The sequence below is a fragment of the Cyanobacteriota bacterium genome (assembly GCA_027618255.1).
Classification (GTDB): domain Bacteria; phylum Cyanobacteriota; class Vampirovibrionia; order LMEP-6097; family LMEP-6097; genus JABHOV01.
Genome location: JAQCFG010000091.1, coordinates 1 through 5793 on the forward strand (window position 1 = coordinate 1; position 5793 = coordinate 5793).

The window sequence follows — 5793 nt, forward strand, 5'->3', positions numbered from 1 at the left end:
TTACAGTAATGCTTCGTCTAGAGAAAGGTGAGTCTTTAAAAAAGCTAGCCGATGAATATGAGATAGGAGAGTCAACAATTAAACGTTGGAGAAAAGGAAAACATCGTGTTTCAAGTGATTTCAATCCAAGAACTACAAATGTAAATCAAGACAGAAGAATAAAAGAGTTGGAGCAAAAAGTAGAGAACTTAAGCTTGCTTTTGGAAGATGCTTTGGCCCTTTTAAAAAAAGACGAAAGTCAAAGTTAGTTAAAAAGAACCTTCATTCAGAAATAACAAAAACAGAACTTGCAAAGAATTTGGGTCTTAGCAGATCTGGGTTATATTACAAGCCAATATTAGAACAAAAAGATAAATCACTATTGAAGAATATTCGTCAAGTGATGGAAAGAAACCCAAGCTATGGTCACAGGAGAATAGCTTTAGCTTTAAAAGTCAATCACAAACGAGTTTTGAGAGTGATGCAGAAATTCGAGTTGAAGCCATCATTACATAGAAAGAAGAATAAATTTAATTACCATAACCCACAGCTAGTGAAAGACGGTAAGAACTTGATAAAAAAACTGAGTCCTATTGCACCAAATTACATATGGGTAACAGATTTCACTTATCTCAGATACAAGAAAAATTTTGTTTATTTAGCCACAGTGATAGATGTTTTTACACGCCAAGTAATAGGCTGGAATATGTCTTTGAAGCACGACAAACATTTAACTCAAACAGCCATAGAAGAAGCTCTAAAGCAAGGTAAAGCGGAATATCTGCATAGTGATAGGGGTGCAGAATACAATCACAAAGAATTGAAGATATTGCTTACAAAGGAAGGGATTAAGCATTCAAGAAGTGATAAGTGTTCACCTTGGCAAAACAGTTGGCAAGAGAGCTTCTACAGCCAGTTTAAATTGGAATTAGGAGGGACAGCGAAATATCAAAGCTATGAAGAATTAATCGAAGCTGTAGTAGAACAAATCAATTACTACAACAATGAGAGAATCCACCTAAGCTTGAAAGTGTCACCGAAGCAGTTCAAGTCCAATTATCAAGCAAAGAGGGCCGCTTTATTGTCTAAAAAAATGGGTACTTGACACGTCTCCCCTGTTCACTTTTCAACATAAATTTTATTAATAATGGTACGCCAGATAGGATTCGAACCTATGACCTACTACTTAGAAGGCAGTTGCTCTATCCAGCTGAGCTACTGGCGCCTATACCATTTGCACAATTGCCTTTAGGAAGCAATTGAAATTCACCAGCCAAATATAGCATGCATGGTCGTGATATATCGCTAATTTCATGTTTTTTCAATGGCAGCAGGATATAATCATATTATATAGCTTTACGATTCTGTTTTAAGGCTATGCTATCTATATATTAGAATGAATTAGGAGCGAATCAATGAATTTTTCAATACACTCATTCCAAGATTTTATTGACTTAATTGCTCATCCTGGTTTCCCAATGTTTTTCAATATTTGTGTCGTTTGTACCTTGATTATCGGACTACCAATATGGATTTATTTGCTGGATGGTCAGCCAAAGGAGCAAGTTAAATGAGCGTAACGATGATTGTTGAATTAACCACTAAAGCTCAAGAGCAAGTATTTAGCCTATTGTCCAAAGAGGGTAAGGATCCTGAGACTTATGGTCTGCGTCTTGCTATCAAAGGCGGCGGTTGTAGTGGTCTTAGTTATGATTTATCTTTTGGTGAAATTAAGGACAAGGATATAGTTCAGGAGCAAGAAGGTTTCAAGGTTTTTGTAGATCCCAAGAGCGCGATTTATCTCAAAGGTATGACTGTAGAGTTTGATGATGGACTTATGGGCAAGGGTTTTGTTTTCAAGAATCCAAACGCAAGCAATACTTGTGGCTGCGGTGAAAGTTTTTCGGCGTTTTAATGCAAGTACTTGAAATCAGAGGAGCAGACGCAAAAGATTTTCTTGAAAGGCAAGCAAGTTCAAACAAGGACTATGTTGCTTTTTTGACACCACAAGCCAAAGTGATTGCTTTAGCTTTTTGGCAAGAACCTTATTTGATTTGTGCAGATGCCAGGAAATTAAAAAATCATCTTGAGCGATTTGTGATTATTGAAGATGTTGAGTTTAAACTGGATGTCGGCGTTCCTACGGAGCTCGCAATGACGCTTAATTTTGAGAATTACCAAGAAGAAGACACTCTAATCAAACTAGAAAACACTTATCCTGGAATCTTAGAGAAGTATGTTGATTTTAATAAGGGCTGCTTTCCGGGTCAGGAACCGCTTTCCAAGTTCAAGTATATAGGAATGAAAAAACGTCAAGAAAGGTCTCAGGGCTATCTTGATGAGGCTTTAGATATTTTCGCTAAGGCAGCAAGCCATAGCGAGCTTGGTCCTGCGATTGAATTATTACGCAAGGCAATTAAAGAAAATCCAAAGAATGAAGATGCCTATGAATCACTTGGAGTGATGCTCGCTAAGCAAGAACAGTATCAAGAAGCAATCAAGGTGATGCATCAACTTGAATTGATGAACCCTAAGAATCAAATGGCACAAATGAACCTATCGATTTTTTATATGAAGATTGGTGATAAAGAAACAGCCGAAGAGCATAAAGCCAAGGGGACGGTATTGGCTTTTGATGAGGCTCTCAAGACTTAAGCTCAGGTGGTTTAACGACCAAGACTATGTGACCATCAGCTTCTTGGAAATGGTGAATGTCAAATTTGCAGGCTTTTGGTGCAAATGCTACTGGCTCTGGTTTTTTGTCAATCTTGACGTCTAATGTTAGTAATTCATTTGTTTGAAAAAGCTCTTGCCATGCATTATCGCCTCTTTGTTGTTTATAAAAAATTTGGAATAAAGGAATGAGGTTTCGTCTTAATAGTTGTTTGAATTTACCAACATCATCTTCTAAATAATCAACTAAGTTATCTTTGACAAGTTGATCAAAACTATTTTCTATTTCAGCTTCTAGGGCGATCGAGAATGATTGAGCTTTGTTTTTTAAGTCAGTGATTTTTTCAATAGCAGCATTTAAGTCAAGATCTTGATCAATATGTGTCGTTGGTTTTGATTTGCCTGTTGCAGCTAGTGCGGTAGCTGCGGAGCGCTGGGTAGCTTTCTTGCGTTCGGGGGCTGGAGTAGCAGCTTCGCTCTTTGCAGCAGCTTTTGGCTCGCGGGGAGGAGTTGTGCTGACTGGTTTCGCTTTCATTAAATAATCGGCTGCAAATTAAACCCAAACTCAGCAAAAATATTGCCTGCCATCAAAGTATATTTGCTTTGGAAATTACGCAAGAACACAGCGTAGCTAATGCCTTTGGCAGAGAGCTTAGGTTGCAGGTACTCACGAAGCTTCATGGCGTTGTCTAGTTTAGCGTATTCTGGTGGGGCTATGTCATTAGCAAGACAAAACTTGGTCAGCTCTTCTCTGGCAAATTGACGAGAGAGTCTGTAACCATCTTCTCCTGAAGAGAGAGGCAAGATCAAGAACTTTGGGTTGACTGCAATTGAGATAGCGTCTGAAATAAATTCAATTGCTTCTCTATTGTCATGGATTGCATAGCCGTTGAGTTTCTTGGCATGGAATAGATTTTTGTCTGGACTTATGGTGTCATTAATTTGATCATCACCAAAAACATGATTAATCATTGCGTGAGTGATTTCATTGCTGATCACCATTTGGATTGTTTCTTCGATATTACTGTCAAAGAAGTGAGTAGTTTTTTTGAGTTTGCCAACATTGATATAAATATTGGTGCCAATTGTGTAGCCGCCTAGCCCGTAGTTAGGTTCGTTGGTAAAGTAGACTATGAATTTGGTTGCTTTGTTTAAGCTAATGAAATTAGAAATTGGGTGATCATTGCGCGGGAATACTTCTCTAGCGTCAAAGATCGGGAAAAATATTTTGAGAGTAGTTAGGCTCAGGTGTTTTTTGATTGCTTCAAAATATGGTTTGCGCGGGTCACCTTTGATATCCCACAGTGTTTTAAATTCACCAATGATATATGATTCGATTTCTGGATTGAAAGTATAACCCCATGCTTCGATTTCACCACCGATGCCTTTGGTTGCAGCACCGAGGTCTGTTTGACAAAGTTCTTTGATTGCTTTGTAGGCTTCAACTTGCGCGTAGTGATCTTGCGGGAAATAATCAATAGCTCTATTAATCGCGCGATTGGATGTTTCAACTATGTATCTCACTAGATCCATTACGTCTTTTTCGTTTTTGAGATCGTATTGAGCTTTGATACTTTTTCTTAGCTCAAGTTGTTCTATATATTCTTTGTTGATATAAATCTGCAGTTGATTTTGTGTTTCACCAGCTGCGGTGATCTTCGGGAAAATCGTTTGCGGAAAGGCAAAGGCAGGACTAATCTGAACAATAACTAAAATAAGTAAACACAGAATTCGCATGCCCTTTATCTTACCTTATAGTTCATGATAAATCAAGTGAGATAATGAGTGTTAACACCTATGAGGCGCGTCCCCGATAGCTATTATTAAAATTAGCAAAAATTGCTTCCTGAGATTGCCCTTAAAGTCATATAATTAACAGGTTAATCAAAAGGTAATTTATAAATGAGCGCAAAAAACGTAATAGTAAGAATAGCTGGAGCTGCCGGAGACGGTATCGCTTCAACCGGTGAGATTTTGGGTAAGACCTGCTCTCGTATGGGTCTACATGTTTTGGCATACAACTCATTTCAATCTGCGATTCGTGGTGGTCACGTTTGGTTACAAATGGCAATTGGCGCAGATGAGCAGCTTTGTCATGGCGAGCAGCCAGAAGTAGTTTTGCTCTTTAACAAAACTAGCCCTGCCGTTCACGTTCCTGATGTTAAACCTGGCGGATTGGTTTTTTATAACGCTGGATCTATCAAAAAAGAAGATATCGAAGCAATGAGATCGGACGTTCATTTTTATGGTTTGGATTTTAAAGCAATGGTAGATGAAGCCGGCTTGACTGGTGTCGCTCCAATTATGATCAACACTATGTTGTCTGGTGCTCTAGTTCAATCACTAGATCTTGATACTTCTATCCCACTTGAATTTATTAAACACAAATTCCAAAAGAAAGGAGATGAAGTCGTTGATCTTAACCAAGCTATTTTCAACCTTGGTGCTACTTGGACTGAGAAACATGTAAAAGAAGCAGTATTTCAACCTAAAGGTAGTGGAGTACCTAAGATGTTTATGACTGGTAATGAGGCTTTTGGTCTTGGACTTGCAGCTGGTGGACTTAAGCTTTATTCCGCTTACCCAATGAGTCCTGCTACGGGTATACTTCACTACCTTGCAACTATTGGACCAAAAGAAAAGATCGTTATTAAACAAGTAGAAGATGAGATTGCAGCTATGAATATGGTTGTTGGTGCTGGTACTGCTGGTGTGCGTGCTGCAACTGCAACAGCTAGTGGCGGTTACTGTCTGATGATTGAGGCTGTTGGTCTTTCTTCAATGATGGAAACACCAACTGTGTGTATCGTTGTTTCTCGTGGTGGTCCTTCAACTGGAGTTCCAACTAAGCAAGAACAATCTGATATTGATTTGATGATTGCTGGTAATGGTGACTCGCCTCGTTTCGTTGTGGCGCCTAAAGACCCAGAAGACGCTTTTTATCAAGCTGCTCGCGCGCTTAACATGGCTGAGAAATATCAAATTCCTGTTTTAGTATTAAGTGATTTCTTTTTGTCTGAGCATTTTAGAACTATTGATGATCTTGATTTCTCAAAGGTAGAAATTGAACGAGGTAAGTTCTCAACGGAGTGGGAAGGCGAAGGACGCTACAAGCGTTATGAGTACACAGAGGATGGTGTT

At 38.8% G+C, this 5793-nt stretch carries 6 protein-coding genes, 1 tRNA gene and 1 pseudogene; 5 read left to right on the plus strand and 3 right to left on the minus strand.

Annotation, left to right across the window (positions count from 1 at the left end):
- Both O3C63_09330 and O3C63_09335 read left to right on the plus strand, forming a co-directional pair.
- Window positions 1-248 (plus strand): hypothetical protein (locus O3C63_09330; protein MDA0773126.1); only part of this gene is annotated, 248 nt, incomplete at its 5' end.
- Window positions 242-1084 (plus strand): annotated as a pseudogene (locus tag O3C63_09335) (IS3 family transposase). The gene O3C63_09330 and the pseudogene O3C63_09335, both read left to right, overlap by 7 nt.
- A gap of 43 nt (window positions 1085-1127) precedes the next feature.
- Here the strand turns inward: O3C63_09335 and O3C63_09340 are convergent.
- Window positions 1128-1204, minus strand: a tRNA-Arg gene (locus O3C63_09340).
- A gap of 345 nt (window positions 1205-1549) precedes the next feature.
- Here O3C63_09340 and O3C63_09345 point away from each other — a divergent pair.
- Both O3C63_09345 and O3C63_09350 read left to right on the plus strand, forming a co-directional pair.
- Window positions 1550-1894 carry an iron-sulfur cluster assembly accessory protein gene (locus O3C63_09345; protein ID MDA0773127.1) on the plus strand — a complete coding sequence of 115 codons (345 nt, stop codon included), beginning with the start codon at window positions 1550-1552 and terminating at the stop codon, window positions 1892-1894.
- Window positions 1894-2634: a tetratricopeptide repeat protein gene (locus tag O3C63_09350; GenBank protein ID MDA0773128.1), complete on the plus strand. Its 741-nt coding sequence runs from the start codon at window positions 1894-1896 to the stop codon at window positions 2632-2634. The genes O3C63_09345 and O3C63_09350 overlap by 1 nt, the downstream gene beginning before the upstream one ends.
- Here O3C63_09350 and O3C63_09355 read toward each other — a convergent pair.
- Together O3C63_09355 and O3C63_09360 are read right to left on the minus strand one after the other, a co-directional pair.
- On the minus strand, window positions 2624-3187 hold the full coding sequence (locus O3C63_09355; GenBank protein MDA0773129.1) for a hypothetical protein: 564 nt from the start codon (window positions 3185-3187) through the stop codon (window positions 2624-2626). The two genes, O3C63_09350 and O3C63_09355, sit on opposite strands and share 11 nt — an antisense overlap.
- Complete coding sequence (locus O3C63_09360; protein MDA0773130.1) at window positions 3187-4389, minus strand: hypothetical protein; 1203 nt, start codon at window positions 4387-4389, stop codon at window positions 3187-3189. Before O3C63_09360 ends, O3C63_09355 begins: the two co-directional genes overlap by 1 nt.
- Before the next feature lie 165 nt (window positions 4390-4554).
- Here O3C63_09360 and O3C63_09365 point away from each other — a divergent pair.
- Window positions 4555-5793: 2-oxoacid:acceptor oxidoreductase family protein (locus O3C63_09365; protein ID MDA0773131.1), on the plus strand; the 1239-nt coding region annotated here is incomplete at its 3' end.